Source organism: Polaribacter sp. AHE13PA (assembly GCF_019278505.1).
GTDB lineage: Bacteria > Bacteroidota > Bacteroidia > Flavobacteriales > Flavobacteriaceae > Polaribacter.
In genome coordinates this window covers 767,355-793,624 of the sequence record NZ_CP058985.1, presented here as the reverse complement: position 1 = coordinate 793,624, position 26,270 = coordinate 767,355, and the positions used below count along the sequence as shown (strand labels likewise).

24 protein-coding genes are annotated in these 26,270 nt (G+C 29.7%); 9 read left to right on the top strand and 15 right to left on the bottom strand.

Translation table 11 applies throughout. The features are described 5' to 3' along the window. Nucleotides 1-41 precede the first annotated feature (41 nt). Both H0I28_RS03465 and H0I28_RS03460 read right to left on the bottom strand, forming a co-directional pair. Nucleotides 42-1,391, bottom strand: a complete 1,350-nt coding sequence (locus tag H0I28_RS03465) for an MFS transporter (protein WP_218760491.1) — start codon at nucleotides 1,389-1,391, stop codon at nucleotides 42-44. A gap of 146 nt (nucleotides 1,392-1,537) precedes the next feature. Continuing rightward, the gene (locus tag H0I28_RS03460) at nucleotides 1,538-2,560 is read right to left on the bottom strand and encodes a LacI family DNA-binding transcriptional regulator (RefSeq protein WP_218733387.1); all 1,023 of its coding nucleotides are present in this window, start codon (nucleotides 2,558-2,560) and stop codon (nucleotides 1,538-1,540) included. Nucleotides 2,561-2,760: 200 nt separating this feature from the next. Here H0I28_RS03460 and H0I28_RS03455 point away from each other — a divergent pair, with 200 nt between their 5' ends. From H0I28_RS03455 to H0I28_RS03440, 4 genes are all read left to right on the top strand, one after another. Beyond that, nucleotides 2,761-5,673 (top strand): SusC/RagA family TonB-linked outer membrane protein, encoded by a 2,913-nt coding sequence (locus H0I28_RS03455; protein WP_218760490.1) that lies wholly within the window; start codon nucleotides 2,761-2,763, stop codon nucleotides 5,671-5,673. Between the two features lie 11 nt (nucleotides 5,674-5,684). Next, nucleotides 5,685-7,259 (top strand): RagB/SusD family nutrient uptake outer membrane protein, encoded by a 1,575-nt coding sequence (locus H0I28_RS03450; RefSeq protein WP_218760489.1) that lies wholly within the window; start codon nucleotides 5,685-5,687, stop codon nucleotides 7,257-7,259. 11 nt (nucleotides 7,260-7,270) lie between these two features. Then, a complete protein-coding gene (locus H0I28_RS03445; RefSeq protein ID WP_218760488.1) occupies nucleotides 7,271-8,590 on the top strand; it encodes a SusE domain-containing protein in 1,320 nt (439 codons plus the stop codon). 67 nt (nucleotides 8,591-8,657) lie between these two features. Further along, complete coding sequence (locus H0I28_RS03440; RefSeq protein ID WP_218760487.1) at nucleotides 8,658-11,423, top strand: alpha-amylase family glycosyl hydrolase; 2,766 nt, start codon at nucleotides 8,658-8,660, stop codon at nucleotides 11,421-11,423. An 83-nt stretch (nucleotides 11,424-11,506) separates the two neighbouring features. On the opposite strand, the gene H0I28_RS03435 is transcribed toward H0I28_RS03440, so the two are convergent. Both H0I28_RS03435 and holA read right to left on the bottom strand, forming a co-directional pair. Further along, nucleotides 11,507-11,959 (bottom strand): DUF1569 domain-containing protein, encoded by a 453-nt coding sequence (locus tag H0I28_RS03435; protein ID WP_218733377.1) that lies wholly within the window; start codon nucleotides 11,957-11,959, stop codon nucleotides 11,507-11,509. A gap of 1 nt (nucleotide 11,960) precedes the next feature. Beyond that, complete coding sequence (holA, locus tag H0I28_RS03430; protein WP_218760485.1) at nucleotides 11,961-12,962, bottom strand: DNA polymerase III subunit delta; 1,002 nt, start codon at nucleotides 12,960-12,962, stop codon at nucleotides 11,961-11,963. A 17-nt stretch (nucleotides 12,963-12,979) separates the two neighbouring features. Between holA and H0I28_RS03425 the strand changes: the two genes are divergently transcribed. Further along, the gene (locus H0I28_RS03425) at nucleotides 12,980-13,423 is read left to right on the top strand and encodes a type I restriction enzyme HsdR N-terminal domain-containing protein (protein WP_218733373.1); all 444 of its coding nucleotides are present in this window, start codon (nucleotides 12,980-12,982) and stop codon (nucleotides 13,421-13,423) included. 151 nt (nucleotides 13,424-13,574) lie between these two features. Beyond that, nucleotides 13,575-14,573, top strand: a complete 999-nt coding sequence (locus H0I28_RS03420) for a glycosyltransferase family 2 protein (RefSeq protein WP_218760484.1) — start codon at nucleotides 13,575-13,577, stop codon at nucleotides 14,571-14,573. Here the strand turns inward: H0I28_RS03420 and H0I28_RS03415 are convergent. The 9 genes from H0I28_RS03415 to nusB all read right to left on the bottom strand — a co-directional run bounded on the left by H0I28_RS03415 (nucleotide 14,565) and on the right by nusB (nucleotide 21,554). After that, entirely contained in the window at nucleotides 14,565-15,053 is a 489-nt protein-coding gene (locus tag H0I28_RS03415) for an SRPBCC family protein (RefSeq protein WP_218760482.1), read from the bottom strand. The two genes, H0I28_RS03420 and H0I28_RS03415, sit on opposite strands and share 9 nt — an antisense overlap. Further along, nucleotides 15,053-15,673: an L-threonylcarbamoyladenylate synthase gene (locus H0I28_RS03410; RefSeq protein WP_218733369.1), complete on the bottom strand. Its 621-nt coding sequence runs from the start codon at nucleotides 15,671-15,673 to the stop codon at nucleotides 15,053-15,055. Before H0I28_RS03410 ends, H0I28_RS03415 begins: the two co-directional genes overlap by 1 nt. A gap of 74 nt (nucleotides 15,674-15,747) precedes the next feature. Beyond that, nucleotides 15,748-16,449: a response regulator transcription factor gene (locus H0I28_RS03405; protein ID WP_165730636.1), complete on the bottom strand. Its 702-nt coding sequence runs from the start codon at nucleotides 16,447-16,449 to the stop codon at nucleotides 15,748-15,750. A gap of 10 nt (nucleotides 16,450-16,459) precedes the next feature. Then, nucleotides 16,460-18,028: a sensor histidine kinase KdpD gene (locus tag H0I28_RS03400; protein ID WP_218733367.1), complete on the bottom strand. Its 1,569-nt coding sequence runs from the start codon at nucleotides 18,026-18,028 to the stop codon at nucleotides 16,460-16,462. 103 nt (nucleotides 18,029-18,131) lie between these two features. Further along, a complete protein-coding gene (gene coaE / locus H0I28_RS03395) occupies nucleotides 18,132-18,728 on the bottom strand; it encodes a dephospho-CoA kinase (RefSeq protein ID WP_218760480.1) in 597 nt (198 codons plus the stop codon). A 1-nt stretch (nucleotide 18,729) separates the two neighbouring features. Next, complete coding sequence (locus H0I28_RS03390) at nucleotides 18,730-19,608, bottom strand: CdaR family protein (RefSeq protein ID WP_254712829.1); 879 nt, start codon at nucleotides 19,606-19,608, stop codon at nucleotides 18,730-18,732. Between the two features lie 165 nt (nucleotides 19,609-19,773). After that, the gene (gene yajC / locus H0I28_RS03385) at nucleotides 19,774-20,094 is read right to left on the bottom strand and encodes a preprotein translocase subunit YajC (protein ID WP_165730628.1); all 321 of its coding nucleotides are present in this window, start codon (nucleotides 20,092-20,094) and stop codon (nucleotides 19,774-19,776) included. Nucleotides 20,095-20,099: 5 nt separating this feature from the next. Continuing rightward, nucleotides 20,100-20,564, bottom strand: coding sequence for a DUF1573 domain-containing protein (locus tag H0I28_RS03380; RefSeq protein WP_218733361.1), 465 nt, complete (start codon nucleotides 20,562-20,564; stop codon nucleotides 20,100-20,102). Between the two features lie 51 nt (nucleotides 20,565-20,615). Continuing rightward, nucleotides 20,616-21,554 (bottom strand): transcription antitermination factor NusB, encoded by a 939-nt coding sequence (gene nusB / locus H0I28_RS03375; RefSeq protein ID WP_218733359.1) that lies wholly within the window; start codon nucleotides 21,552-21,554, stop codon nucleotides 20,616-20,618. 195 nt (nucleotides 21,555-21,749) lie between these two features. On the opposite strand from nusB, the gene H0I28_RS03370 reads away from it, so the two are divergent. Next, on the top strand, nucleotides 21,750-23,504 hold the full coding sequence (locus H0I28_RS03370; protein WP_218760476.1) for an ABC transporter ATP-binding protein: 1,755 nt from the start codon (nucleotides 21,750-21,752) through the stop codon (nucleotides 23,502-23,504). Nucleotides 23,505-23,585: 81 nt separating this feature from the next. Then, complete coding sequence (locus tag H0I28_RS03365) at nucleotides 23,586-23,963, top strand: PUR family DNA/RNA-binding protein (RefSeq protein ID WP_218733355.1); 378 nt, start codon at nucleotides 23,586-23,588, stop codon at nucleotides 23,961-23,963. 147 nt (nucleotides 23,964-24,110) lie between these two features. Here H0I28_RS03365 and H0I28_RS03360 read toward each other — a convergent pair whose 3' ends face one another. Together H0I28_RS03360 and H0I28_RS03355 are read right to left on the bottom strand one after the other, a co-directional pair. Beyond that, entirely contained in the window at nucleotides 24,111-25,160 is a 1,050-nt protein-coding gene (locus H0I28_RS03360) for a chorismate-binding protein (protein ID WP_254712828.1), read from the bottom strand. Nucleotides 25,161-25,170: 10 nt separating this feature from the next. Further along, on the bottom strand, nucleotides 25,171-25,590 hold the full coding sequence (locus H0I28_RS03355; protein ID WP_218760474.1) for a PaaI family thioesterase: 420 nt from the start codon (nucleotides 25,588-25,590) through the stop codon (nucleotides 25,171-25,173). Between the two features lie 71 nt (nucleotides 25,591-25,661). Here H0I28_RS03355 and H0I28_RS03350 point away from each other — a divergent pair, with 71 nt between their 5' ends. Continuing rightward, the gene (locus H0I28_RS03350) at nucleotides 25,662-26,165 is read left to right on the top strand and encodes a plasmid pRiA4b ORF-3 family protein (RefSeq protein WP_218760472.1); all 504 of its coding nucleotides are present in this window, start codon (nucleotides 25,662-25,664) and stop codon (nucleotides 26,163-26,165) included. The last annotated feature ends 105 nt before the right edge of the window (nucleotides 26,166-26,270 follow it).

Genomic DNA, 26,270 nt, shown 5'->3' with positions numbered 1-26,270 from the left:
TATAATATTAGTTTTACAACTAATTAATTTTATTTATGTTCTTATAATTTTGCTTGTACAACATCATCTACATCTTTTACTTTATAGACCAATGCTGCAGCAATTAAAAAACTAACGCCACTTATCATTAGAGCAAATATTGCTTCATTATTATAAGCATACTTTACTAATGGCCCACCAATTAAAGCATTTATTATCTGAGGAACAACAATAAAGAAGTTAAAAATTCCCATATAAACACCCATTTTTTTAGCAGAAATAGAACCTGCTAAAATTGCATAAGGCATCGCTAAAATACTTGCCCAAGCTACTCCAATTCCAATCATAGAAACTATTAACCAGTTTTCATTAGGCATTATATAAATTGACAATAATCCTAAACCACCAATAATTAATGATATAGAGTGTGTTCTTTTTCTTCCAATTTTCTTTGCGATGTAAGGCAATGCAAATGCATAAAATGCTGATACTAAATTGTAAATTCCAAAAAGAATTCCTACCCAATCTCCTGCATTTTGATACGTAGCACTGCTACTGTCTGTATAAGGTAAACCATAGATGTGTTGTGCAATTGCAGGGGTTGCAAAAACCCACATTCCAAAAAGACCAAACCAAGAAAAGAACTGCACCCAACTTAATTGACGCATTGTTGTTGGCATTTTTTTGAAATCTTCAAAAATATCCATCAAACTAGAACTTTCTTCTTCTATATCTTCTTCAGAATCCACATCAAAACTTGCTAATTCTTCTGGTGAGTATTCTTTTGTAGTGGTTATTGTAACTAAAATAGAAATTATTAAAATTGCAGCACCAATAACAAATGACCAAATTAAATTATCTGGTACAACGCCTAAAGATGTTCTATTAGAAACACCAAACCAATGGTGTAATGCATACGGTAACCAAGAACCAACTACTGCTCCAAAACCTATTAAAGCTGTTTGTACACTAAAACCTTGCGTTCTTTGGTCTGTTCTTAAATTATCACCAACTAACGCCCTAAAAGGCTCCATGGCAATATTAAAAGAAGCATCCATAATCATTAAAAAACCTGCTCCTACCCAAAGTGCTGGTAAAAAGGCTAAAAAGATATCGGCTTGTGGCATTAAAACTAAACCTATAGAAGCTAAAATAGCGCCTACTAAAAAATAAGGTTTTCTTCTACCGAATTTCCCCCAAGTTTTATCGCTATAATGCCCAATAATTGGTTGAACAATTAATCCCATTAATGGTGCAATAATCCAAAACCATGAAAGTTCATGAACATCAGCTCCAAAAATCTGTAAAATTCTACTTGCGTTTGCATTTTGTAGAGCAAACCCCATTTGTATTCCTAGAAACCCAAAACTCATGTTCCAGATTTGCCAAAAACTTAATTTACGCTTTTCCATTTATCGTATGCTATTAAGTGAATATAACGATAAGCGTTTAGACTTATCAATTCATAAATTTTGTGGAATGTAATTTATTGATAAATCGTAAATATCTAACAAAGATATGTGTTTTTTATATATGTGAAGAAAAGGAAAGTAAAAATCTACGACGACGGTTTCGTAGATTCTCGTAGTTTTAAATCGCTAGAAATTACGATTTTTTTAGGTTTAAATACTTCAGATTCTTTTTCTATTCGTTCTATTAAAAGTTCAACTGCTTGTTTCCCCATTACAAAACCATGTTGTGCTATTGTTGTAATAGAAGGTGAAGAATATCTAGAGATTAAACCATCTGTAAAACCTATTACAGAAAAATCTTCTGGTATTTTATGTCCTTTTTGTTTTGCTGCTCTCATTGCCTTAGCTGCATAAATTTCATTTACAGCAAACACTGCATCAATATCTTGTTCAAATACTTTTTCTATTTGATCAGAGATATCAGCTTCCTCATCAATTTCAAGGATTAAATTAGAATCTGTTTTAATATAGGCTTCTATCAATGCTTTCTCATAACCTTGCCTTCTTAAAGCTCCAACATTAACGTGCTTTGGTGTTGTTATTAGCGCAATTTTTTTTCTACCATTTTCTAACAAATGCTTCGTTGCTTTATAACCAGCACCAACATCATCTACCACTACTTTATCACACAAAATTTCATCTACGACTCTATCTATTAAGACCAACGGAATTTCTTCTGCAACAAGATCTCCAAAATGTTTAAAGTCTTTATTTTCTAATGTTCCACTTGCAATCGAAACAATTAAACCATCTACACTTCCGTTTGATAACACTTTTAAGGTTTCTACCTCTTTTTTATAAGATTCATTAGAGAAACAAACCATAATATGATACCCTTTTTCAATAGCACCTTCTTCTATCCCCATAATAACGGTAGAGAAAAAATGATGTACTATTTTAGGTAAAATAACACCAATTACTTTTGTTTTTTGATTGCGAAGTTGCAGTGCTAAACTATTAGGTTTGTAATTATAGTAATCTGCATAAGCTTGAATTTTTTCTTTAGTCTCTTTACTTATTTCGTGACTGTCTTTTAAAGCTTTTGAAACGGTAGACGTAGAGACTCCTAATTCCTTAGCAATTGTTTTTATGGTAATTTTTTGCTTCATTATTTATCAAAAATAAAATATTAGAATTAAATTCTATTAATCTAGCAATAATAATTCAAAAAAAGTTGTTAACACGAAAACGTTTTCGTGATTTTTATCATATTGTAAACATGTTACTAATCTATATATTTACAATGTGGAATGTAAGTTTATTGTAATCAAAAAAGTCAAATTTAAAGTTATTATTTAACAAATTATACATGGAAAAATTTAAATTATTGTTAATTGGAATTCTTTTAACATCATCATTTAGCATGTTTGCACAACAAACTGTTAAGGGAGTTGTAAAAGATAAAACATCTGGCGATCCTTTGCCTGGTGTTAGTGTAGTTATTAAAGGAACTATTAGAGGTATGCAAACCGATTTTGACGGAGTCTTCACTCTAGATAAGGTACAAACAGGAAACGTACTTGTCTTTAGATATTTAGGTTTTGCTGACAAAGAGGTTACCATTGGTACAGATTTTAATCTTTCTGTAGTTTTAGAAGAATCTTTAGAATCTCTAGATGAAATAGTTGTAGTTGGTTATGGTTCGGTAAGAAAAGAAGATTTAACAGGTACAACAGATTTACTAACAAGTAAAGATTTTAACAAAGGACCTATTGTATCTGCACAATCACTTATTAGCGGTAAAGTTGCAGGTGTAAATGTAATTGGAGGTTCTGGTGCCCCAGGAGATGGACAAACCATTAACATTCGTGGTACGGGTTCTTTATCTTTAAAGAGTCAACCATTATATGTTATAGATGGTATCCCATTAGACAATGGTGGTGTTGATGGATCTAGAAATCCATTAAACTTTATAAATCCTAATGATATTGAAACATTTGTAGTTTTAAAAGATGCGTCTTCTACTGCTATTTATGGTTCTAGAGCTGCAAACGGGGTAATTTTAATTACTACTAAAAAAGGGAAAGACAGTGAGTTTAAGTTTAACGCAAGCTCTCAAACAACTGTTTATACATTAAGAGATAAAGTAGATGTTTTATCTGCAAATCAATTTAGAAGCTTAATAAATGATATTGGTACACCTAATCAAGTTGCTTTATTAGGTACTGCTGAAACAGATTGGCAAGAAGAAATCTATACAACTGCTATAGGACAAGATCATAACTTTAGTGCATTAGGTAAAGTTTATGGAATACCAATGAGAGCTTCTTTAGGATATTCTGAACATGAAGGAATCTTAAAAGGAGATAACTTACAACGTACTACTGCTTCTATGAACTTATCTCCTACTCTATTTGATGAACATTTAAAGATAGATTTTAATGTAAAAGGAATGTACACAGAAAATGAATTTGCAGATAGAGGTGCAATTGGTGGAGCTGTATCTTTTGATCCTACACAATCTCCTTATGATTCAAATTCTCAATACGGTGGTTACTTTGCATGGTTAGACGCCGGTACCGGAAACCAAAACAACTTAGCACCAACAAACCCTTTAGCTTTATTAGACTTAATAGATGATTCTGCAGAAATTAGACGTTTTGTAGGTAATGTAAAGTTTGATTATAAAATTCATGGTTTAGAAGATATAACTGCAACAGTTAACTTAGGGTATGATACTTCTAACAGTCATGGTAGAAAAGTTACTTCAGAATTTATTCCAACTTCAGATGCAACTTTTAATGGTTCTTTATCAAGATTTACTCAAAATTCAGACAACAAAGTTTTAGACGCTTACTTAACGTACGCAAAAACTTTTAATGAAAAGCATAACTTCACAGCAGTTGCTGGTTATGCATATCAGTCTTTTGAATATGATAACTATAGTTATGATAGTGAAGCAGAAGAAGATGGTAATACCTATGAATTTGTAGATAAATCTAAAAATGTGTTATTATCATATTTTAGTCGTGCTAATTACGATTATAAAGGTAAATACTATTTAACAGCAACAGTAAGAGCGGATGCTTCATCTAAATTAAACCCTGATGATCGTTGGGGATTCTTCCCATCATTTGCTGCAGCTTGGAGCATTCATAAAGAAGATTTTATGGAAGATTCTTTCTTTAATGAATTAAAATTACGTGTTGGTTATGGTGAAATAGGTAATATTAATGGTTTAGGTGATTATCAGTTTTTAACTAGGTATCAAGGTAGTACAGATACTGCTAACTATCAATTCGGAAACTCTTTTTACCAAACATTTAGACCAGAACCAATTAATACAGATTTACGTTGGGAAGTTGGAAGAACTTTAAATCTTGGTGTAGACTTTGCTTTTCTTGATAGAAGAATTACAGGTTCTGTAAATGCTTATTTAAAAGAAACAAACGATCTTATTGCTAGTTCTATTGTAGATCCTTTTACAAATTTTGGAAACAGAATTAACGCCAACATTGGTAATATGGAAAATAGAGGTTTAGAGTTTAACTTAAACACAACCCCTATTAGAACAGATAATTTTGAATGGACTGTAGATTACAACATTTCATTAAATGATAATAAAATTACCAAATTATCTGCAGACCAACCACAAGGAGGAATCTCTACAGGTGTTGGTAATAATGTACAAGTACATAGAGAAGGTGAAACTGCAAATAGTTTCTTAGTTTTTCAACAAGTATACGGTGCCAATGGAAAACCTTTAGAAGGCGTATTTGTTGATAGAAATAACGACAATATGATTAATGATGATGATAAATACATTAATGAAGACCCTTTTGGAGATGTTTTAATGGGCTTTAACACAGGTGCTAGTTACAAAAACTGGGATGTATCTATACAAACTAGAGCAAGTTTTGGTAACTATATGTACAATGATGTTGCTGCAAATAAAGGTGTTGAAAAAAACGCTACAAACAACAGCATCTTATCTAATTTACATGCAGATTACTACAATAGTGGTTTTACAGTTATTAATGATAGAACGGCTTTAAGTGATCATTTTGTACAAGACGCTTCTTTCTTTAAAATTGATAATATATCACTTGGTTATACTTTAGACAAGATAGAAAACACAACGTTTCGTTTTTATGGATCATTACAAAATGTTTTAACAATAACCGATTATGATGGTTTAGATCCAGAAATTAACTTAGGAATCGATAATGATTTTTACCCAAGACCTAGATCTTTTGTATTAGGCGTAAACGTTAACTTTTAATAAAAAGAAAAATGAAACAAAAATTTAAATATTTAATTGTAATCATGTTATTCTCTTTAGGAGTTATATCATGTCACGAAGATTTGAATCAATTACCTATTGATCCAGATAGTTTTACAGAACAAGATGTGTTTTCTAATGCTACAGAAGCACAAGGAGCACTTGCTAAATTATATGCAAGTTTAGCTTTAACAGGCCAAAAAGGACCTTCAGGAGAAGCAGACATACAAGATATCGATGAAGGTTTTTCTCAATATTCTAGAATGTTGTTCAACTTAAATGAATTAACAACAGACCACGCTGTAGTTGGTTGGGGAGATGCAGGTTTACCAGATTTACATGGAATGTATTGGTCTGGTAGTAATGATTTTTCTGAAGCATTGTACTATAGATTAGCACAAGAAGTATCTTTTTGTAACTCATTTATAAATAATGCAGCTGTTTTAACAGATACGGAGGTTGCAAGTTATATTGCCGAAGCTCGTTTTTTAAGAGCATTTGCTTACTATAACTTAATGGATATATACGGTAATGTACCTTTAGTAACTTCTGTTTCTACTGAGTTGCCAACGCAAGCATCAAGAACAGAAATATTCAATTTTATTGAAACTGAATTATTAGAAATTCAAGATGAATTAAAAGTAAGTGGATCTAGCGAGTATGGTAGAGTAGATCAAGTTGCAGCTTGGGCATTATTATCTAAATTATATTTAAATGCAGAAATTTTTACTGGAACAGCAAAATATGCAGAAGCAGTAACTTTTTCAAACAACGTTATGTCTTCTAGTTACTCTATTAACACTACAGATGCTAATGGAAACGGAAGTGCTTATGACGAACTTTTCTTAGCAGACAACAATACAAACGGAGCACAAAATGAATTTATTTTCGCATTAAATTTTGATGGTCTTAGATCTCAAACTTATGGAGGTACTACATTTTTAGTACATGCTGCAATTGGTGGCAACATGAATGCTACAGAGTTTGGTGTAAACGGTGGTTGGGGAGGCTTAAGAACTACCAAAAACTTGGTTAATAAATTTGATGCAAACGATAAAAGAGGGATGTTCCATTCAGATGGACAAACTTTAGAAATCGAAGAGATTCCTACTTTTGAAAATGGATATGCTGTTACTAAATTTAAAAACATCGATTCTAATGGAAACCAAGGATCTGATGCTGCAGGAGATTTTGTAGATACAGATTTACCGTTAATAAGATTAGCAGAAATCTATTTAAACTACGCAGAAGCATCTCTTAGAGGCGGAGGCGGAGATTTAGGATTGGCTGTAACTAAAATTAACGAATTAAGAGAAAGAGCTTTCGGAAATACCAGTGGAAACATCAGTACAACAGACTTAACTTTAGAATTTGTTTTAGATGAAAGATCTCGTGAGCTGTATTGGGAAGGACAAAGAAGAACAGATTTAATAAGATACAACTACTTTACTTCTGATACTTATTTATGGCCTTTTAAAGGTAATTCTAAAAACGGATCTGGAGTTCAAGATTATAGAAATCTTTTTCCTTTACCTAACAATATTATAACAACGAATCCTAATTTAACACAAAATCCAGGATACTAATAACTAAAGACATGAAAAAAATAATAAATTCATTATTCGCTCTTATTATTGTATCAATTGGTTTTACCAGTTGTGAAGATATTAATGACAGAGTAATCATAAACCCAGATGTAGCAGCTACAACAGAGTTGATTATTCAAGAAACTACACCTATTGTACTTTTAGAGGAAAATCAAGATGAAATTGCTTTAAATACAAATTGGACAGCACCAGATTTTGGTTTTGATGCAGTGCCAACGTATAAAATTTTAATAGATTTAGCCACAGGAGATTTTAGTAGTGCAGAAACCATAGAAATTGGTGACAAATTAGAGAAATCATTTACAACTTTAGAGTTAAATTCTATTGCATTGGCTTTAGGTGCAGAAGCAGATGTTGCTTCAGATTTATCTATAAAATTACAAGGTTTTATTGGCAATCAATTGTTAATTGATACTAATTTACAAACAATTAATATAACTCCATACTCAAGTATTTTAGATTTATCTACTACATGGGGAATTATAGGTTCTGCAGCTAATGACTGGGGTGCAACTCCTGATTTACCATTCTTTACAACAAGTACAGCTGGTGTTTTAGTTGCATATGTTACTTTAATTGATGGAGAAATTAAATTTAGGGAAAACAATGAATGGACCAATGATTTTGGAGATAACGGTGCAGACGGAACTTTAGATACTGGTGGAAGTAACATAGTTGTTGAGGCTGGTGCTTATAAAATTACCATGAACTTAAATAGCAACACCTATAAAATAGAAGATTTCTCATTAGGTATTGTTGGTTCTTCATATAATAATTGGGGAGAAACTCCAGATTTTGCTCTTACTTACGATTCTTATTCAGATCAATTTAGAGGAATTGTAAAATTATTAGATGGTGAAATGAAATTTAGAATGAATAATGATTGGGCTGCAGGTTACGGAGCAGGTGCTGCAGGATTCTTAGATGCATCTGGACCTAATATTGCTACTACAGCTGGTAGATATATTGTTACTGTAAACTTAAACGATCTATCTTATTCTTTAGAACCAATAGAAGATATTTGGGGACTTGTAGGAGAAGCAACTCCTAATGGATGGGATGGTCCAGACGTATTATTTACAAGAGATTGGTCTCAACCTAATGATGATATTTGGATATTAAATAATGTTGCTCTTAAAGCTGGTGAATATAAATTTAGATCTAATGGAGCATGGGCATTAAATTATGGAGATGACAATGCAGATGGACTTTTAGATAATGGAGGAGCTAATTTAGTAGCGACTGCTGGAACTTATTCTTTTGTATTAAACTTTACAGATCCAGAAAATCCAACGTATACAATAAATTAATTTTTTTTTAAACTTTACAAAGACTACCCCTAAAAGCGGTAGTCTTTGTTTTTTAACACTATTACTTATGAAAAAAATTACACTACTTTTATTATTAATAACTACTTTAAGCTACAGTCAGGTACAAAATGCTATTTTTTCTGTTTCCCCTACTACTTTTAACGAGAGTGATAACATAACAATTACAGTCTCAGGCATTACAACTGCTTCTTGGGGAGTTTCAGATATCTATTTATGGTCTTGGTCTTATGACATTGATGACAGCAACTCTATGGATTCTCCAACAAATGGAAGTTGGACAAACTCTAACGAAACTCAAAAACTAACAAATAATAGCAATGGTACGTATTCAATAACTCTTAAACCCTCAACTTTTTATAACAGAACTGGTTTAGGACGTATTGGTATGTTAGTTAAAGCTAAGGATGGTTCTGGAGATAAAAAAACGCAAGACCAATATTTTGAAGTTGGCGCTTATCAACTAACTTTAAATGCTCCTACAACTACTACAACAATACTAAATTCAGGAGAAAGTTTAGCAATAGAAGCAACTACTTCATTATCTGCAAACTTTGTATTAAAAGCAAATGGAGTTGTTATTAATCAACAAAATAATACATCAACATACAACTACAGTCCTACTGTTACAGAAAGTACTTCTTTCATTTTAGAAGCTACAAATAACGCTGAAACTAAAAGCACAACATTTAAAGTAATTGTAAAACCAACCGTTTCAGAAGCAGCTGTTCCTGCAGGAATGAAAGATGGAATTAATTTAAACGCATCAGACAATACAAAAGCTACTTTGGTGTTTTATGCACCCAATAAAGAGTTTGTTCACCTAATTGGTAGTTTTAACAACTGGCAAATCAACAATACTTATTTATTAAAAAAAGACAGTGCTACAGATCGTTTTTGGATAGAACTTACAAATTTAACTCCGCAAACAGATTATACATATCAATATATTATTAATGCAGATTTAAGAGTTGCAGACCCTTACTCTACTGTAATTTTAGATGAATATAATGATCAATATATAAATGCAACAACTTATCCTGATTTACCAAGTTACCCTACCGGAGAAACCAACCACGCAGTTACTTTATTAAGAACTGGAGATTCAGATTATGTTTGGAAAACTACCAACTTTACGAAGCCAGAAAAAACAGACTTGGTTATTTATGAGCTTTTAATAAGAGATTTTGATGCATTGCATTCTTATGATGCAATAAAAGCAAGATTAGATTATTTAGAAGGATTAGGTATCAATGCTATCGAATTTTTACCAGTTATGGAGTTTGACGGTAACGAGTCTTGGGGTTACAATCCTTCCTTTCACATGGCTTTAGACAAATATTATGGAAATACTACTTCTTTTAAACAATTTATAGATGAATGTCATAAAAGAGGAATTGCGGTAATTATAGATGTTGCTTTTAATCATGCTTCAGGTCAAAATCCGTATTATAGAATGTACAATACAGACAATGGTGGTTATGGCGGACAAGCAAATTCAGATAGCCCTTTTTTCAATCCAACAGCAACACATTCTTACAGTGTTTTTAACGATTTTAATCACTCTAAACAAACTGTAAAAGATTATGTAAAAAGAGTTTCTCAATATTGGATTGACGAATACAAAATTGACGGTTTTAGATGGGATTTAACAAAAGGGTTTACTCAAAACTGTGCTTCTGGTGATGCTTGTACAAATGCATACCAGCAAGACCGAGTAGATGTTTTAAAAGAATATGCTGATAATCAATGGGAAATAGACCCTAATTTTTATATTATTTTCGAACATTTAGGCACCAATGAAGAGGAAACTGAATGGGTGAATTATAAATTAAATGAAGGAAAAGGAATTATGGTTTGGGGTAACCACAACCATCAATACAACCAAGCTACAATGGGTTATGGAACTGAAGCCGATTTTTCTTGGATTTCTTACAAAAATAGAGGTTGGTCTGTGCCAGCAAATGTAAGCTATATGGAAAGCCATGACGAAGAACGTTTAATGTATAAAAACATACAATTTGGTAACGCAAACGGAAGCTATAATGTTAAAGACTTAAATACAGCATTAGCTAGAGAAGCATTAGCGGGTGCTTTTTATTTTACAGTTCCAGGTCCAAAAATGATATGGCAATTTGGAGAATTAGGGTATGATATTTCTATAGAAGAAAATGGTAGAACAGGTAATAAACCAATTTTATGGAACTACTTAGACAATGTTAATAGAGAAAGTTTAAAAGAAACTTGGTCTAAATTAATTCAATTAAAACTGAAGTATGATATTTTTGAAACTTCAGATTTCACTCTAGATGTTGGCAATGCTAATGGCTTAAATAAAATTCATTTAACAAATACATCTGCTACAGATATACAAAACATTACTATTATCGGTAATTTTGGAGTAACCACGCAGAATATTTCTCCTGCTTTTCAACAAACAGGTACTTGGTATAATTTATTAGAAGACAACACTACAATAACAGTTACAAATACAACTGCTAGTATATCGTTAGCTCCAGGTGAATTTAAAGTGTATGCAAATAATCCGGCTTCTCTTTCTTCGGATGATTTTACGATAGACGATAAAAGTTCTATGAAGCTGTATCCAAATCCGGCTAAAACACACTTTGTTCTTTCTGATAAAACAAATGAAGTTACCATTTTTGATATTACCGGAAAACAAGTAAAATCATTTTCTAAAGAAGTAATAGACAGCAATTACTTTGAAATATCAGCATTTAAAAAAGGTGTTTATTTTATTAGAATTAAGGATGCAAAGAATCAAATTCTTACTAAAAAATTGATTTTAAACTAACTCAATAATTATTAATTTAAACAAAGAAAGCGAGCAATATATAAATATTACTCGCTTTCTTTATTTATAAAAAATATGCAAACCTAAACTCCAAATTGAGTTAAGTGATGATCTAAATGCTTGTAAAATGAATTATTCCATTCTACAGCAGTTAGTTTACCAAAAGAATTAGATTCTTTACCCTCAAAATAAGTTTCTCCTAATTCTTGGGTTTTAATAATATAATCTACTAAAGTTTTCTTTTCAGTTTCAAATTCCTTGTCATCAGCAATAATGAATTGAGCTGCTGTTCTTCCATTTTTAGCATACGGCTTTTCCGACACCACAATCTTTTTGACAATCATTTTTAAAATCCATCTGGTAAAAGCATTTGGTTTTGGATACTTTTCTGTAAAAACCATCTCATAAGTAACAGCACAGTGCGCTAACATTTGAGACACAGACATTTTCCCCCAAGTTGGTTTTGATGTAGCAGATAAATTATTGATTCTTTTAATTACGTCGTTTGTAATTTCTTTTTCGAAAATATTTTTCATTTTAATGTAATATTTTAAACAATAATTCTTTTAATATATCTTTTTGAGATTGGCTTGCTCCCACACCTTTACTTTTTACATCTGCATCTCTTAAAAAAGCAATTATTTGTGCCACTTTACGCATTGGGTAATTTCTAGCGGCTAAAAAATATTCATCAACAAAATAAGGATTAACACCTAATGTTTTTGCTACAGAACTTTTAGACTTGTCTTTTAAACCATGAAAAGAAAGGAGTTGTGTAAAATATCCATTCAATAAAGAAATAGTCATCACCAAAGGATTATTCTTTGGGTTTTCTGCAAAGTAATTTATAATTCTATTCGCTTTTACAATATCCTTCTCTCCTACTGCTTTTCGCAATTCAAAATTATTAAAATCTTTAGAAATACCAATATTGTCTTCTATATGCTTATCACTAATAATAGATTCTTTAGGTAGAATTAGCATTAATTTATCTAACTCGTTAGAAATTTTACTTAAATCTGTACCTAAAAACTCTACTAACATCTGAGATGCTTTGGGTTCTATTTTATATTTTTTACCACTTAAAACTCTACGAATCCAATCTGAAACCTGATTCTCATACAGTTTTTTACTTTCATAAATTAAACCTGTTTTTGCAATTGCTTTGTGTAGCTTTTTACGTTTATCAAGTTTTTTATATTTATAGTTAAAAACTAAAACAGTGGTTGGTTGTGGCGTCTCTGCATAAGCAACTAACTTTTCTATATTTCTACTTAAATCTTGTGCTTCTTTAACAATTATCACCTGTCTTTCCGCCATCATTGGGTAACGTTTTGCAGCAGAAACAATATCTTCTATGCTTGCATCTCTACCATACATTACTTGCTGATTAAACCCTTTTTCGGCTTCCTCTAAAATATGTTCTTCTATATAGTCAGAAATTTTATCAATATAATAAGGCTCATCACCCATTAAAAAATAAATTGGCTTTATAATTCCTTTCTTTATATCTGAAACAATGTCTTTTATTTCGTTCATTTACTTACTTTTGACTGATGCAAAAACTTAACCTACCTTCTTATAATTTCAAACTCAAAAGTAGCGAAAATAAGACGCTTATTTTTGATAAATTGAGAAAAAAATATATGGTTTTAACTCCAGAAGAATGGGTACGTCAACATTATGTTTCTTTTTTAATTGAAGAAAAAAAATATCCTACTACTTTAATTGCCTTAGAAAAACAGTTAACCATTAATAATCGCAAAAAAAGAACAGATATTTTAGTTTTTAATAAAGAAGGAAATCATGAAATTATTGTTGAATGCAAAGCACCTTCTATTAAAATCACACAAGATACTTTTGATCAAATTGCACGATATAATTTAAAGTTAAAAGCCAATTACTTAATCGTTACCAACGGTTTAGAGCATTTTTATTGTAAAATGGATTTTGAAAAGGAAACTTATATTTTTTTAAAGAATATTCCTGATTATAAATAACAATTGTCATTATTCTAAAAGTAAAACAGAATAAAGAATAGAAAAGTATACTTCTCTTTTGCTTAAATTTATGTGTAAGTTCAATTTATTTATACTTTTATTAAGACAAATTATATAAAAAAAATAACTTATAAATAGTAAATTCGCATTCTTGAAAATAGCAATCGTCATATTAAATTGGAATGGTCAAAAACTGTTAGAACAGTTCTTACCATCGGTTATAGATTTTAGTTCTAAAGAAGCTAATATTTATATAGCAGACAATGCCTCTACAGATTCTTCTGTTACCTATGTAAAAGAAAAATTCTCAACCGTTAAAGTAATAGAAAATACTATAAATGGTGGATATGCAAAAGGATATAATGATGCTTTGCAATCTATAGATGCAGATATTTACTGTCTTTTAAATTCTGATGTTGAGGTTACAGAAAATTGGTTACAACCAATTAAAACTGTCTTTAAAAATGAAGAAAACACTGCTATTATTCAACCTAAATTATTAGATTTTAAAGACAAAACAAAATTTGAATACGCTGGCGCTGCAGGAGGTTTTGTAGATTTATACGGGTATCCTTATTGTAGAGGACGTGTATTTGATCAATTAGAAAAAGACAACGGGCAATTTAATGATGAGGCTACTATTTTTTGGGCTTCAGGAGCATGTTTATTTATTCGTTCTAAAGTATTTCATCAACTAGGTGGTTTAGATGAAGATTATTTTGCACATCAAGAAGAAATAGATTTATGCTGGCGAGCACAAAATAGAGGTTTTAAAATAAAATATGTGGGCACTTCTACAGTATACCATGTTGGTGGAGCTACTTTACAGGAAACAAATCCACAGAAAACATATTTAAACTTTAGAAATAGCTTATTAAATATTATAAAAAACGTTCCAAAAAAATGGTATCTATTCGTTCTTTTTTCTCGTTTAATTTTAGACGGAGTCGCGGGGTTAAAATTTTTATTAGAATTAAAACCAGTTCATACCTTAGCAATTGTAAAAGCTCATTTGAGCCTTTATAAAAACTTCTTTAAATTTTTGAAAAAACGTAGAGTTTTACAAAAAAAACAAGACTACAATTTACACACGAGTATTGTTTGGCAATATTTTGCATTGGGTAGAAAAAAGTTTGACGAACTAAAGTAATTCCTTTTCTAAAACTTCTCTCCATTTCCCAGACTCTGCATAGTCTTTTATCACCTTATTCCTTTCAATTAAAAAACACTGCATATATTTTTTTAGAAAAATAAAATCAGCAAGTTTTCCAAGAACACCAAAAGGAGAAACATAGTCAAAAATATCTTTCACAATTACTTTATCACCTTTCTGCTCAAGAAAATGTTCATGTCTAAAACTTTTAAAAGCACCATGAACCATTTCATCAGCAAAAAAAGTTGATGCTTCAAAATCTGTTATAATAGAAGTTAATTCTTGGGTAATGCCTAAATGCTTTGCTCTCCAAGTTACTGTTTCATTAAGTGATATTAATCCAGAAGTTTTACCAGCAATTGCTTCTTCTTTAGAGTTTTTTGTAGAAATTTTGTGTAAATCTATACTTCTAATTAAATTGAAAACAATATCAATATCAGTTATATTAATAATGGTTTCTAAGTGAATTTTTGGCATTACAAGATATCTAAACTTCCTTTACCTTCTCTTATTACTTCCGGATATCCATCTGTAAAATCTATAATTGTAGATCCTTGATTGTCTCCGTAGCCACCATCAATCACAATATCGACACGTTTAGACCATTTTTCAAAGATTAATTCTGGGTCTGTAGTATATTCTAAGATTTCATCTTCATCTCTAATAGAAGTAGATACTATTGGGTTACCCAACGTTTCTACTAAAGTTCTAATAATATTATTATCTGGAATACGAATACCTACCGTTTTTTTCTTTTTAAAGACTTTTGGTAAGTTGTTACTTCCTGGTAAAATAAATGTATAAGGACCTGGCAATGCTCTCTTAAGAACTTTAAAGGTAGCACTATCTATTTGCTTTACATAATCTGATAAATGACTTAAATTGTTGCAAATAAAAGAAAAATTTGCTTTTTCTAATTTTACACCTTTTATCTTAGCTACCTTTTCTAAAGCTTTATTATTAGTAATATCACAACCTAAACCATAAACAGTATCGGTTGGGTAAATAACCAAACCGCCACGTTTTAAAACAGCAACAACTTTGTCTATTTCTTTTTGGTTTGGATTCTCATTATATATTTTGATAAATTCTGCCATATATTAAATATACAAAAACTCAACCTGATAACCAATCATGTTGAGTTTTTTATTTCTGGGAAACTTATTTTTATTTAAGATTTATCTACCATTCTAAATCCTTCACCATGTATATTTAAAATTTCTACATGTTCATCTGGTTTTAGGTATTTACGAAGTTTTGCAATATAAACATCCATACTTCTAGATGTAAAATAATTGTCATCTCTCCATATTTTTGTCAATGCTAATTCTCTTGGCATTAAATCATTTTTATGAATTGCCAACATACGTAACAATTTACTTTCTTTTGGAGATAATTTTATAGGTTCTCCATTTTCACCAATAGATAAATGTCTTAATTTAGAATTGAAGAAAAAGCCTCCAATAACAAATTCGAATTGTTCTGATTCTGCAGTTTTATCTGTGTCTTTACGTTGTAAAATTGCCTTAATTTTATGTAATAAGACTTCAGAATCAAATGGTTTATTTAAATAATCATCTGCACCAACTGCATACCCTTTTAATACATCTTCTTTTAAGGTTTTTGCCGTTAAGAAAATAATTGGCACTTCTTTATTAGTCGTTCTAATATCTTGTGCTAAAGAAAAACCATCTTTACGCGGCATCATAACATCTAATATACATAAGTCATAATCGCTGTTTTTAAACATGATTAAACCTTCTATACCATCTTTAGCGTGTGTTACATTATAATCATTTAATGCTAAATAATCTTTTAAGACTGTTCCAAAATTTGGATCATCTTCAACTAATAAAATTTTTTTACTTCCCATTGTTATGTTTTTAAATTAAAGGTAATTTTACTGTAAACGTACTTCCTTTTCCTTTTTCACTTTCTACAAAAACAGTACCATGATGTTTTTCTACAATCTCTTTTACATATGCTAAACCAAGTCCATGGCCTTTTACATCATGTATGTTTCCTTTTTGTTCTCTATAAAACTTATCAAAAACTTGTTTTTGAACCGCTTTACTCATTCCTATTCCTTCATCTTTTATTTTAAAGATAAAGAATTTATTAGTACTTTCTGTGTACACATTAATTTTTGGTGCACCTTCAGAATATTTTAAACCATTTTCTAATATATTAACAATTATATTTGTTAAATGAAATTCGTTACCAGGAATTTCTGTTATAATTGCCTCAAAATGTGTATTTATCGTCCCTTTTCTATCTGCAATTAATAAACTTACATGTGTTATTGCATCTTCTATTGTGTCGTGCATATCAATAGTTTCCTTACTAATATCTAGCTGATTTTTTTCTAACCTAGATATTCTTAAGACATTTTCTACTTGAGAGTGCATTCTTTTATTTTCGTCTCTAATCATTTTTACATAACGCAACACTTTTTCGTTATCATTAATAATCTTTGGATTCTTGATAGAGTCTAAAGCAAGGTTAATGGTAGCAATTGGTGTCTTAAACTCATGCGTCATATTATTTATAAAATCAGTTTTTATTTCTGATATTTTTTTCTGTCTAATTAATTGATATAAAGAACTAGAAAAAGCGATAATAATGATAAAAATAAATGACAATGAAAGTATTAGAATTCCCGAGAGACCAGAAAGTATGTGTTTATCTTTAGACGGAAAAGTTACATATAACTCATACTCAACATCTCCATTTTCATTAAAAAAAAGAGGATACGGATAGCTTTCTTTTTTATTTATAGTATAATATCCAGATTTTAGTTTTGTAGCTAAACCATCTTTACTATAAACACCATATTTAAAATCTAAATATACATTTCGTTTTTCTAACTCTTCCTTAATCGTATTATTTAAATCGTTATTACTTATTCTTTGATGAAGAGGAGTAATTTTCTTATAGTCTTCAAAATATGCAGAATTATAAGCATTTTCAATTTTCTTAAATCTTTTAGTAAAAGAGTATCTATTTTCATCTGTTGAAGAAAAAGCATTGTCTACTCCTTTAATTAATCTTGAATGAAAAAAATCTTGTTTGCCAGTAACTCTTTTTACTATGATAGAATCATTGTCTAAAAACTCTGTTGGTAATTTAAAATTTTCTTCTAAATAAGTAGTTCCTATAGAAAAACGCTCTTTCGTAATAGTATCTATTTCTTGAAATAAATAATTTCTTATTTGAGCATCGTTAGCCAAACCAACGTTATCAAAGAAATCTTCCATTTTTTTATCAAAAAAAGCTTCCTCTTTATCATTTATTCTCTGGGTTACATTCCCCAAAGATTTTTGAATATCATTCTTAAATTGCTCATTTCTGCTTTCAACCGCATTGTTTATCCAAAACAATTGTACAGCAATAATTCCTATCAAGGAAATGCTCATTAAAACCACAATAAGAACAAACATTTTCTTACCCATACATCAAAGTTACGGCTTTCAAAAGTTGATTTTATTGTTTTTAACCTAAATTAACAACTTTACTTTAAATTTAAGACTATTTTAACAATCCTATTGAATAAAATTAAATTGAGACCTCTTTTTTTGTTAAAATATTATGGATTTTAAGGACCTGAAAATGAGTATTTTCTTTGCTTAAATTGGTAATAACATAATTAGATTGTAGTAACTTTTTATCTTCTAACCATTGGTTTTTTATTCTGTTTTCTACCGCTATTTTAGAACTGTTATCTCTTAGCATTGTCCTTTCTATTCTAACATTAAGAGGTGCATAAACAGATATAATAATATCGCATTTAAGATTACTCTTACTTTCAAAAAGAATCGCATTTTCATATAAAATATACTCTTTATCTGTATGTAGTTTTACAAATTCATTAAAGTGATTTTTTACTTCAGGATGCACAATTGCATTTAAGGCTGCTAATTTGTTTTTATCCTTAAAAACAAGGTTCGCTATAAAAGGTCGATTTAATTGATTATCTAGGTAAGATTCATCTCCAAACTCTTCAATAATTTTAGACTTTATTAGTGGAGAGGTATTCATTAACTTTTTAGCTTCTAAATCTGCATTGTAAATAGCAATCGTATTAAAATTGGCAAAAATATTAGCTACTGTAGTTTTTCCGCTTCCTATACCACCTGTTAAACCTACAACCATTTTATTTCTGAATTAAAAAATCTATTTTATTAGGTATCACTTTAAAACTTTTAACATAATCTGGTTTTCCTATAACTTTAGGTAATAAATACCCAAGGTTATTATCTTTAGAAAGATTATAATCACAAACTACCTCAAAAAAGTTTTTATCAATTTTATTAAAGTTAGAAAGACCTACTACATAAACTATTTCTACAGTTTTATTAAGTATCGTTAAATCGACTCCTCTTGGAAGATTTTTAATTGTAAACGGAACCTCTAAAGTACCCTCTGTAAACTTCTCTACTTTACCACTAATAGTTGTAAATTTAGAATTAAACTTAATGTTACCGGAGTTTTTAGGCAATACAATTTCAACATCCTTAGAAAAATCTTCTCTAACATTCTCTAGTTTTATTACTTTTAAATCGATGGAAGTTATGTTCTTTACTTGTGCTTCTGGACCAGAAATAAAGATACTATCTGGTTCCACACTTACTGGCTCTAAAATATCATAACCAATTTGATATTTAATATCTAAATTTGGTTTTAAGGCGACTTTTTTAGAAGTTAAAGTACCAATATCTAAATAAATAGTATCCAACACAATTTGTTGTAATTCAATGCCAGAATGCAATTGTTTTTGAATTGTGCTAACTTGGTTTCTTGTTAAAAAATAATAGCTCCCAGAAGATTTTTTACGTAAACTATTAGCGTTTAGGGTAATTGTTTTATCACCAAAACCAGATCTTATAATATTAAACCCAGTAGATTTTACAATAATATCTATTTCTTTTTTAGGATTATTCTGTAATAATTTATCTTGAGGAATATTTTTATAGTTTACAGAAAAAGTGAGACTAGTGGTATATTCTTTAGAAAGCGTAATTAAAAACCACATTAAAATAGAGGCTATTAAAAAACTAATAAAACTTTTCGTTATTTTTCTATTCTTTATCAAGGTAATAAATCAATTTTAATGCAATCTACACAAAAGCTTGTTAACAAAAAAGTGAGCTGTATCTAAAAAGACATAGCTCACTTAATATTTTAATTAACTAACTATTTATTTTTTAGCTGGTGCTAATTTTTTGTTTGTTAATTCCATAGAAACAGCAGAACGTTCAAACTTAATTTTCCCTGCTCCAGTTTCTATAGTTACGGTACCTTCCGCTTCATTAATTTCAGCTATTTTACCATGAATACCACTAGAAGTAACCACTTTTGCTCCTTTTTTAATTTCAGATTGAAAAGCTTTTTCTTTTTTCTGACGATTCATTTGTGGTCTTATCATAAAAAAATAAAACACAACAATAATTGCTAAAAAAGGCAACATGCTCATTAAACTACCACTCATTCCTTCTTGTAAAAATATTACAGTATACATATTTTTTATTTTGCTTTTGGTGTTACAGAACCTTTAATTGTTAAAACCTGTCTACCAGCTTCTGTGTTTGTTGTTAAGGTTACTGTTTTCTGTTGTCTATTTGGTCTACCGTTTGTATTAAACTTCACATCAACAATACCTGTTTCACCTGGTTTAATTGGTGCTTTTGGCCAAGTAGGAACTGTACAACCACAAGATCCTTGTGCGTTTGTTATTACTAAGTCTGTTTTTCCAGAATTGGTAACCACAAAACTAGTTTCTACCAAATCTCCTTCATTTACAGTACCAAAATCATAGATTGTTTTATCTAATGAAATTAAAGCTGTTCCTTTTTTAATTTCATTATCTCTAGATGCAGCGTTATCTAAATTTTCTTGATTTACTTTTTTAACGGCACTTCCTCCGTCTTTACAAGCTGTAAAGAAAGATGCTGTAATTACAAATGCTAATAAGATTGTTATTTTCTTCATTATGATTTAATTTTGCGTAAAAATAATAAATTAATTACCTAAAACAATAGTTTAAAGCAATCCTCTACCTATTTTAACAATTCTTTTACTTTCTATAAATTCTTTAGAAATTTTATCTAAAACTCCATTGATAAAGTAGCTACTCTTTTCTGTAGAATAATCTTTAGATATTTCTATATATTCATTAATAGTAACTCTGGTTGGTATAGAATGGAAATTAAAAAACTCTGCAATTGCCATTTTTATTAGAATCATATCTATATCGGCAATTCTATCTGTTTCCCAGTTTGGTGTTTTTTCTTCAATAATAGACTCGTACTCTGTATTATTTAAAACTGTTTTCTTAAACATTTTAGATACAAAATCTTCATCATCCTTATCTTTATATAATTTACCTAAAACAAAAATAGTATTATCTTTTTGCTTACTTAACGTTTTTACAACCCAAGTATTTACAAAAGGAATATCATCTGACCAAGAAATCATAGTGTCTTCAAAATATTCGCCTAATTTTTCATTTGGTGCAATAATTTCTTTAAAGAAATCAATTACAAAAGCTTTATCTACTTTATAAGAATCTTCTTCAGTAGCTAAATATTTTTTATACAAATCGCTATTTTGCAATTTGTCAAAAATAATTTTTACATACTCATCATTTTCTTCCCAGTTGTTTACATCATTTAACTCAACATAACCTTCTATACTTACGCTTTCTGCGATGGTATTTATAAGTCTATTGTTTAAAAACTTGTTGTTTGGGTTTAAATCTTCTTTGGTAGCAAGAATTTTCTTTTTAGAAAGTGCTATTTTTTTAGCTGCTAATTTTTGTACTTCTACCAATAACTGTAGGTTTAAAACGTACAAATCGTACATTTTTAATATACTATGTTTTAAAAATTTTTCCTCTTTAATGATATCATCATTATAAGAATGTAACATAGCGTACACAGATTGCATTACTTTAACTCGAATATGTCTCCTGTTAATCATTTTCTAAAGAACTTATATATAAATTTGGGTGCAAAAATAGTGTTATTTTACTTTTATTCGACTACCTTTTTATTCTTTTTTAAGAATTAATTCTATCCTGAATCTTGTATCTTTGCATTTTTACTTATTTAACAAAAAAATAATTTATAGATATTATAATTATTGTAATTTTATTTTTTAAAAATTCAATATTCATTGAAGGAACTAAGACACGTAAACAAATACTTTTCTAAATATAAATGGCGATTATTAATAGGGTTATCAATAACCATTTTAGCCAAATTTTTAGCTTTAAAAATCCCTCAAATAGTAGGAGATTCTTTAAACATTGTAGAAGATTACCAAGACGGTACTGTTACTAATCTAGAAGAAGTACAGCACCAATTATTAATAAATGTGCTTCTTATTATAGGAGTTGCCATATTATCTGGTTTTTTTACTTTTTTAATGAGGCAAACTATTATTGTTACTTCTAGGTTGATAGAATTTGATTTAAAAAACGAAATTTATCAACAATACCAGAGGTTATCACTCAATTTCTACAAAAAAAACAGAACAGGAGATTTAATGAATCGTATTTCTGAAGATGTTTCTAAAGTAAGAATGTATGTAGGACCTGCAGTGATGTATACCATTAACATGATTGTTTTGTTAGTTGTTGGTTTTACTCAAATGATGAGTATTGATGTGAAACTAACCACGTACACTTTAATTCCTTTTCCTTTATTATCGATTTCAATATTCGTTTTAAGTAAAGTAATACATAAAAGAAGTACTATTGTTCAGCAATATTTATCAAAATTAACCACTTTTAATCAAGAGTTTTTCTCAGGAATTAATGTGGTTAAATCTTACGGAATTGAAGCTTCAATTATAAAAGACTTCGATAAAATTGCAGATGAAAGCAAGGAAAAAAACATCCATCTTCAAAAAGCAAATGCATTATTTTTTCCGTTGATGGTCTTTTTAATTGGTATTAGTAACTTATTAGTTTTATATGTTGGAGGTCAATTATATATAGAAAATGAAATACAAATAGGTACCATTATAGAGTTTATGCTTTATGTAAATATCTTAACTTGGCCCGTAGCTGTTGTAGGTTGGGTTACCTCTATGGTGCAGCAAGCAGAAGCTTCACAAGCTAGAATTAATGAATTTTTACAGCATGTACCAGAAATACAAAATAGCAGCAATTTACCAATAGAGTTAAAAGGAAATGTTACTTTTAAAGATGTTACTTTTACATATGATGATACTAATATAACTGCTCTAAAAAACATCAACATCTCTGTTAAATCTGGCGAAACCATTGCTATTTTAGGTAAAACAGGTTCGGGGAAATCTACTATTATAGAATTAATTTCTAGGTTGTACGATACAAAAACAGGAACAATCTTACTAGACGACATCCCTATTAAAGAAGCAAATTTAGATGCCGTTAGAAGTCAGATTGGTTTTGTACCACAAGATCCATTTTTATTTTCTGAAAGTATAGAAGACAATATTAAATTTGGTAAAGAAGACGCTACACAAGAAGAGATTATTGCTGCAGCAAAAAATGCGGATGTACATAAAAATATTATCGATTTCCCTAACGGATACAAAACCGTATTAGGAGAACGTGGTGTAACCCTTTCTGGCGGACAGAAACAGCGTGTTTCTATTGCAAGAGCAATAATAAAGAAACCTAAAATTTTAATTTTTGATGATTGCTTGTCTGCTGTAGACACAGAAACTGAAGAAAAAATCCTTTCGAATTTAGAGAGAATATCAAAAAATATTACCACTTTTATAATTAGTCACAGAATCTCTTCGGCCAAAAATGCCGATAAAATTATTGTTTTAGACCAAGGAGAAATCATACAACAAGGAACTCATAATCAACTAATAACCATAGACGGTTACTATAAAGATTTGTATGACCAACAACTTTTAGAAAAAGAAATTTAATCTTTAACCTTGCTACATAAAATATTTTGTTAGATTTGTTAAGTATAAAAAAAATATTATAATTACTATTTTACAATAATTATGGCAGAGAGAGCAGAGAGAGTTGAACAGGAAGAAATTTTTTCACAAGTATTAAGAGCAGGAAGAAGAACTTACTTTTTTGATGTAAGAGCAACAAAAGCAGATGATTACTACTTAACTGTTACGGAGAGCAAAAAATTTACACATGATGATGGGTCTTTCCATTACCAAAAACACAAAATTTACTTATATAAAGAAGATTTTACAGATTTTCAAGAAATGCTAGGTAAAGCAACCGACTATATTTTAAATGAAAAAGGGAGCGAAGTAATTAGTGAGCGCCACCAAAAAGATTTTAAAAAGGAAGAAGGAACTGAAACAACTGAAGAAATAAAATCTACAGAGAGTTTTACAAATGTTTCTTTTGACGATATATAATAGTCCTAGACTATTTTTGTATTTGCTTAATTGAGAATATCAAATAGGAACAAATAAATACGTTAAAAATATTTTATTTCAAGTTTTACACAAAAAGAAAAACCGCAAATTTACTATTTGCGGTTTTTTGATTTTTATTTTTATAAGTTAAAGCACTTTCTTTATTGTCTTTGTTTTAACAATGGTTTCCTCCCACTCTTTTTTTGCTGAACTATCTTTTGTAATTCCACCACCAACATATATAGAAGCTATTTTATCTGCTACACTCATGCATCTTAAGTTTACAAAAAGAGAAGAACTATTATTTTCAATATTTAGTTCTCCTAAAAAACCGCTGTAAAATGTTCTTTTATAGTTTTCATATTTAGAGATAAACTCTTCAGCTTTAACTCTTGGAAGACCACAAACAGCAGGTGTTGGATGCAAACTTCTAATTAATGTTTTTAAATTGGACGTAAACCTCAACTCACCTTCTACACTACTTCTTAAATGCAACAAACTCCCAGCTCTTACCGTTTCTATCTTGTCAATTTTAAGATTGGTAGAAACTGGTTTTAATTGACTTTCAATAAAATCGGTAACCAATTGTTGCTCTTCTAATTCTTTGTTTTTCCAAACAACATCTTCAGAATCCACATAAACTTGTGTACCTGCTAAAGACATCGTTTTAAAACGGGTTCCTTTAATATTTAAAAGGGTTTCAGGAGTGGCACCAAACCACAAACCTACTTTTGGATGAAACCAAACATATACAAATGCATTTGCATAGGTATTTAGTAATTTTTTAAAAGTAAGAAGTACATCAAATTCATCTAACTGAATTTCTTCTTTTCTAGAAACAACTACTTTAATAAGTTCGTTATTATTTATATCATCTAGCGCTTTTTCTACCAAATGAAGATGTTTTTCTTTATCAGAATTCACCTCACTTGAAATAGTATCATTAAGAGATAAATTTTCTTCAATTAAAATATTTTCATGAATAAATTCTGATTTTTCTAAAGGAAATAAAACAGCTTTTTCATCGGAATTAAAAGGCGCAAAAACAAATCCAGTTTCTTTAAATTGTGTTGTAAAATTCAATGCATCATCCTTCATAAAAAACCCATTAACGGATTCTGTATTCGGTTTTCTATAAACTACAAAAGGGATGTTTCTTTTGTAATTTTCTTCAATTTTATTAAAAATAATATTCAATGTATTGTATTTATGATCTCTTTGTTAAAACAATATTTGTCATTTTTGCTACGGAAATTAAATCGTCATTTTCATCAACAATTCTAACTTCCCATAAATGCGTTGTTTTACCTTTATGAATATTCTTTGCAGTAGCAAAAACCATACCTCCTCTTTTGCTTTTTATATGATTTATAGACAACTGAATTCCGTTTACAAACTGCGTTTTACTATCTATAAAAAAATTAGATGCAGCACTCCCTACACTTTCCGCCAAAGCCGCCGTTGCGCCTCCATGTAATTGTCCGTAAGGTTGATGAACCTTAGATTTTACAGGCATTTTTGCAGTTAAAAAATCATCTCCAAGAGCAACATATTCAATATCAAGAGTTTCCATTAATGTGTTTTTAGAACTCTCGTTAAATGCTTTTAAAATAGCAACTGTATCCATATCATTCGTTTTATATGGTAAAAGTACATATAAAATTTTGTATTTTTGCAGCAGAAAAACGAAACCATTTCATGTACAAAATACGCATAATTTTAGACACAAAAGAAGATGTAATCAGAACTATTTTAGTTGATGACAGCTTAAACTTAGAAGTTTTACATGCAACCATTGCAAAATCTTTTGGTTTTGGAGGTCAAGAAATGGCTTCTTTTTATAAAACTGATGATGAATGGAACCAAGGCGAAGAAATTCCGTTGTTTAATATGGAAGAGATTGGCGAAGGTATTTCAATGCAGACTTGTATTTTAAATGAGACGTTACCCCAAGAAGGTGATAAACTAATTTATGTTTACGATTTCTTAAAAATGTGGACTTTCTACGTTGAAGTTATTGAGGTTTCGGCTGATAAAAAAGGTGATTTACCACAAATTATTTTAACTGTAGGAGAAATACCTAGTGAAGCACCAGAAAAAGAATTTATTGCAGAAAAATTAGACGATGGTTTTGGTGATGAAGAAGACATCGATGATGAGTTTGGTCATTTTGATGATGATTACGATTTTACTGAATATTAGGAAATACGTGTAATTGTTTAAGCGTTTTTTAGTGTAACTGTGTTTAAAATTACACTTACAATAATTATTGAGGCTCTAATTTTGACAATTACAACTTTGTACAGT

What these genes read in the sequence shown, in the direction of transcription:
- yajC (WP_165730628.1), bottom strand. Translation starts at nt 20,094, where the DNA reads ATGTATACTGTAATATTTTTACAAGAAGGAATGAGTGGTAGTTTAATG.
- H0I28_RS03380 (WP_218733361.1), bottom strand. Translation starts at nt 20,564, where the DNA reads ATGAAGAAAATAACAATCTTATTAGCATTTGTAATTACAGCATCTTTC.
- H0I28_RS03455 (WP_218760490.1), top strand. Translation starts at nt 2,761, where the DNA reads ATGGAAAAATTTAAATTATTGTTAATTGGAATTCTTTTAACATCATCA.
- H0I28_RS03405 (WP_165730636.1), bottom strand. Translation starts at nt 16,449, where the DNA reads ATGGGAAGTAAAAAAATTTTATTAGTTGAAGATGATCCAAATTTTGGA.
- H0I28_RS03350 (WP_218760472.1), top strand. Translation starts at nt 25,662, where the DNA reads ATGTACAAAATACGCATAATTTTAGACACAAAAGAAGATGTAATCAGA.
- H0I28_RS03460 (WP_218733387.1), bottom strand. Translation starts at nt 2,560, where the DNA reads ATGAAGCAAAAAATTACCATAAAAACAATTGCTAAGGAATTAGGAGTC.
- H0I28_RS03400 (WP_218733367.1), bottom strand. Translation starts at nt 18,028, where the DNA reads ATGGGTAAGAAAATGTTTGTTCTTATTGTGGTTTTAATGAGCATTTCC.
- H0I28_RS03365 (WP_218733355.1), top strand. Translation starts at nt 23,586, where the DNA reads ATGGCAGAGAGAGCAGAGAGAGTTGAACAGGAAGAAATTTTTTCACAA.
- H0I28_RS03410 (WP_218733369.1), bottom strand. Translation starts at nt 15,673, where the DNA reads ATGGCAGAATTTATCAAAATATATAATGAGAATCCAAACCAAAAAGAA.
- H0I28_RS03450 (WP_218760489.1), top strand. Translation starts at nt 5,685, where the DNA reads ATGAAACAAAAATTTAAATATTTAATTGTAATCATGTTATTCTCTTTA.
- H0I28_RS03440 (WP_218760487.1), top strand. Translation starts at nt 8,658, where the DNA reads ATGAAAAAAATTACACTACTTTTATTATTAATAACTACTTTAAGCTAC.
- H0I28_RS03425 (WP_218733373.1), top strand. Translation starts at nt 12,980, where the DNA reads ATGCAAAAACTTAACCTACCTTCTTATAATTTCAAACTCAAAAGTAGC.
- H0I28_RS03355 (WP_218760474.1), bottom strand. Translation starts at nt 25,590, where the DNA reads ATGGATACAGTTGCTATTTTAAAAGCATTTAACGAGAGTTCTAAAAAC.
- H0I28_RS03465 (WP_218760491.1), bottom strand. Translation starts at nt 1,391, where the DNA reads ATGGAAAAGCGTAAATTAAGTTTTTGGCAAATCTGGAACATGAGTTTT.
- H0I28_RS03445 (WP_218760488.1), top strand. Translation starts at nt 7,271, where the DNA reads ATGAAAAAAATAATAAATTCATTATTCGCTCTTATTATTGTATCAATT.
- holA (WP_218760485.1), bottom strand. Translation starts at nt 12,962, where the DNA reads ATGAACGAAATAAAAGACATTGTTTCAGATATAAAGAAAGGAATTATA.
- H0I28_RS03435 (WP_218733377.1), bottom strand. Translation starts at nt 11,959, where the DNA reads ATGAAAAATATTTTCGAAAAAGAAATTACAAACGACGTAATTAAAAGA.
- H0I28_RS03390 (WP_254712829.1), bottom strand. Translation starts at nt 19,608, where the DNA reads ATGTGGTTTTTAATTACGCTTTCTAAAGAATATACCACTAGTCTCACT.
- H0I28_RS03415 (WP_218760482.1), bottom strand. Translation starts at nt 15,053, where the DNA reads ATGCCAAAAATTCACTTAGAAACCATTATTAATATAACTGATATTGAT.
- nusB (WP_218733359.1), bottom strand. Translation starts at nt 21,554, where the DNA reads ATGATTAACAGGAGACATATTCGAGTTAAAGTAATGCAATCTGTGTAC.
- coaE (WP_218760480.1), bottom strand. Translation starts at nt 18,728, where the DNA reads ATGGTTGTAGGTTTAACAGGTGGTATAGGAAGCGGAAAAACTACAGTA.